The sequence below is a fragment of the Xenorhabdus sp. KJ12.1 genome (assembly GCF_963876495.1).
GTDB classification, from domain to species: domain Bacteria; phylum Pseudomonadota; class Gammaproteobacteria; order Enterobacterales; family Enterobacteriaceae; genus Xenorhabdus; species Xenorhabdus stockiae.
In genome coordinates, this window is record NZ_CAWNQH010000084.1 from 24623 (window position 1) to 28005 (window position 3383).

Genomic DNA, 3383 nt, shown 5'->3' on the forward strand with positions numbered 1-3383 from the left:
CACCGGCTTATCTCATGCACTGGCAGACGAGGGTATTAATCCCATCATCGTTACCCAGAATTTCACGCATATGAGCGATCCGATGAAAGCGCTGGAAGCCGCCATTCAGTCCGGGCGTTTCCATCATGACGGTCACCCGATTATGTCGTGGTGTATCGGCAATGTGGTCGGGAAAACGATGGGCGGTAATGATGATATTGTGCGCCCGATTAAAGAGCAGAAAGACAGCAAAATTGATGGCGCAGTGGCGCTGATGATGGCGATGGGGCGGGCGATTTTGCACGCAGCCCCCAGTCTCTCCGATCATTTGATCTCCCACGGTGTTCGCTCACTCTGAGATTTTTCCATGAAATTATTAATCATTGTTGCCCCGCTGGTCGGTCTGGCCGGCGGCGCTCTGCTGTCTTACGGCGCATGGCGGCTGTTGCCGGCTGCGGGATTGATGGTGGCAGGTGTGTTATGCCTTGGCTGGTCGTATGGGGTCTCACGCATGTTGAGCCAGAAACCCGATAAGGAGACCTGATGTTTTTCCCCGGCTTATTTCGCAAATCCGCCGATGCTATGACCGCCCGTGATTTAAGTGAATTGATTGGCCTGTCCTATGATACCTACAGCGGGCGGCGGGTCAGTCCACAGTTAGCGATGCAACTCACTGCTGTGTTCAGTTGTGTGCGGGTGCTGGCGGAATCGGTCGGTATGTTGCCCTGTTCGCTGTATGAGCAATTAGAACGCGGCAACCGACGTGCCGTGAAAGAGCGGCTGCATCAACTGCTATCGGTCAAGCCCAATCATTATATGACACCGCAGGAGTTCTGGGAGTTGCTCATTGCCTGCCTGTGCCTGCGCGGTAACTTCTATGCTTACAAAGTGAAGGCGCTCGGGGAAGTGGTGGAGTTACTGCCCCTCGATCCGGGCAGTGTCACGGCAAAACTCAATAAGGACTGGCAGCCGGACTATCAGGTGACCTTCCCGAGCGGTGAAAACCGAACACTAACGCAGGATGAACTCTGGCATGTGCGCATTTTTACATTGGATGGTCTGACCGGGTTAAGCCCGATTACTTACGCCCGGCAAGCGATAGGGCTGGGACTGGCCACCGAAGAGCATGGTTCTCGATTGTTTGGTAACGGGGCCGTGACCAGCGGTGTCCTGCAAACGGATCAAGCCTTGAAAGAGGAAGCCTATCAGCGTCTGAAAACGGATTTTGAAGCCCGTCATCAGGGGCTGGTCAACGCCCATAAGCCGATGATCCTGGAGATGGGGCTGAAATGGCATCAAATCAGTTTATCGGCAGAAGATGCGCAGTTTCTGGAAACCCGTAAGTTTCAGTTGGAGGAGATCTGCCGCATCTTCCGGGTGCCGTTGCATATGGTGCAGAACACTGACCGCGCTACCTTTAACAACATTGAAAATCTGGGGATCGGGTTTATTAATTACTCGCTGGTGCCCTACCTCACCCGCATTGAACAACGTATTAATGCCGGACTGGTCAGAAGCAACAAGCAGGGACGGTTTTACGCCAAGTTTAATACCGGAGCCTTACTGCGTGGGGATATGAAATCCCGCTTTGAAGCCTACGCCACCGGTATTAACTGGGGCATTTATACCCCGAACGAATGCCGGGCGCTGGAAGAACTGAATCCCCGTGAGGGCGGCGATATTTATCTCACGCCGATGAACATGACCACGCAACCTGAACCCGCGCCGAAAAAAGAGGAAGAAACCCATGCCGATGATCACCCAACAACGGCTTGATATGCCGTTGAAAATCAAATCGGTCAGCGATGCCGGCGAGTTTGAGGGGTACGGTTCCGTGTTCGGTCTCAAAGACAGTGCTGACGATATTGTCTTACCCGGTGCGTTTGCCAATACGCTGAAGCAATGGGGTGAAAAAGGCAGTCTGCCTGCCTTGCTCTGGCAACACCGGATGGATGAACCCATCGGGATTTATACCGACATGAAAGAAGACGAAACCGGGCTGTATCTCAAAGGGCGGTTGTTGATCGAGGCGGATCCACTGGCAAAACGGGCGCATGCCCATATGAAAGCCGGATCACTTTCTGGTTTGTCGATCGGCTACACCCTGAAAGACGGAGAGTATGACCGAATAAAGCAGGCTTTTTTATTGAAAGATCTCGATTTATGGGAAGTCAGTCTGGTGACTTTTCCCGCTAACGAGGATGCGCGGGTGAACAATGTGAAATCCGCCTTGGCCCGGGGTGATATCCCCAATCCCGGTCGTATTGAACGGGTTCTGCGCGATGTTGGACTTTCCCGCGCTCAGGCTAAGGCCTTTATGGCGAAGGGTTACGAGGCCTTGTCTTTGCCTGATGCTGAGACTGCCTTGGCATTAACGGCCCTGAAATCATTACATTTTAACTAACCGGAGTGTTTGATGGCGATTGAAGTTAAAGAAATACAACAGGTTGCGCAGGAAATTCAGCAGCGTTTCGATGAATTCAGGCAGAAGAACGATCAGCGCATTGAGGCCATCGAAGCCCAGAAAGGGAAGTTGTCCGAGCAGGTAGATACGCTGAATGGCAAACTGTCTGAGCTGGATACCCTGAAAACCGCGCTGGAAGAGGAGCTGGCGGGGCTGAAACGTCCGGCAGGCGGCAGCAATACGCCCGCAGTGAGTGAACACAAAGCGGCGTTTGCTCAGTTTCTCCGCAAGGGCAAGGAAGAGGGGCTGGCCGCGCTGGAACAAAAAGCGATGCAAACCACCATCGATCCTGAAGGTGGCTATGCCGTGCCGGAAGAGCTGGATCGCAATATCATCAATGCCCTGAAAGACGAAGTGGTGATGCGTGCCGAGTGTCACGTGGTGTCCGTAGGCAGCCCGAATTTCAAGCGGCTGGTGAATCAGGGCGGCACGAACAGTGGCTGGGTGGGGGAAACCGATCAGCGCCCGGAAACGCAAACACCGAAGCTGATGCCCATCGAACCGACATGGGGCGAAATTTACGGCAACCCTGCCGCGACCCAGACCATGCTGGATGATGCTTTTTTCGATGTGGATGCCTTTATTTCGTCTGAACTCACACAAGAGTTTGCTGAGCAGGAGGAGCGTGCGTTTACCCACGGTGACGGTAAAAACAAACCGAAAGGTTTGCTGGCTTACGGCAGTGATGCGCAGGAAGACAAAGACCGCAAATGGGGCACGTTGCAGCATCGGTTGCTGAAAAAACCGACCGAGGTCACCGCCGACGACACGATGCAGCTGATCTACACGCTGCGTAAACCGTATCGCACCGGCGCAAAGTTCATGATGAACAACAACCTGTTGTTTCAGGTGCGCACCCTGAAAGACAGTCAGGGCAACTACCTGTGGCAGCCGGGCCTGCAACTGGGGCAACCTTCCGCCTTGCTCGGCTACGGTATTG

5 protein-coding genes are annotated in these 3383 nt (G+C 53.7%); all 5 read left to right on the plus strand.

The window, feature by feature from the left end:
• On the plus strand, nucleotides 1-337 hold a 337-nt coding region (locus AACS92_RS22015; protein WP_241538022.1), incomplete at its 5' end, for a terminase TerL endonuclease subunit.
• Between the two features lie 9 nt (nucleotides 338-346).
• Complete coding sequence (locus AACS92_RS22020; RefSeq protein ID WP_193756998.1) at nucleotides 347-523, plus strand: hypothetical protein; 177 nt, start codon at nucleotides 347-349, stop codon at nucleotides 521-523.
• Nucleotides 523-1755 (plus strand): phage portal protein, encoded by a 1233-nt coding sequence (locus AACS92_RS22025; RefSeq protein WP_099111696.1) that lies wholly within the window; start codon nucleotides 523-525, stop codon nucleotides 1753-1755. The genes AACS92_RS22020 and AACS92_RS22025 overlap by 1 nt, the downstream gene beginning before the upstream one ends.
• Complete coding sequence (locus AACS92_RS22030) at nucleotides 1733-2383, plus strand: HK97 family phage prohead protease (RefSeq protein ID WP_153044793.1); 651 nt, start codon at nucleotides 1733-1735, stop codon at nucleotides 2381-2383. The genes AACS92_RS22025 and AACS92_RS22030 overlap by 23 nt, the downstream gene beginning before the upstream one ends.
• Nucleotides 2384-2395: 12 nt before the next feature.
• On the plus strand, nucleotides 2396-3383 hold a 988-nt coding region (locus AACS92_RS22035; RefSeq protein ID WP_099111694.1), incomplete at its 3' end, for a phage major capsid protein.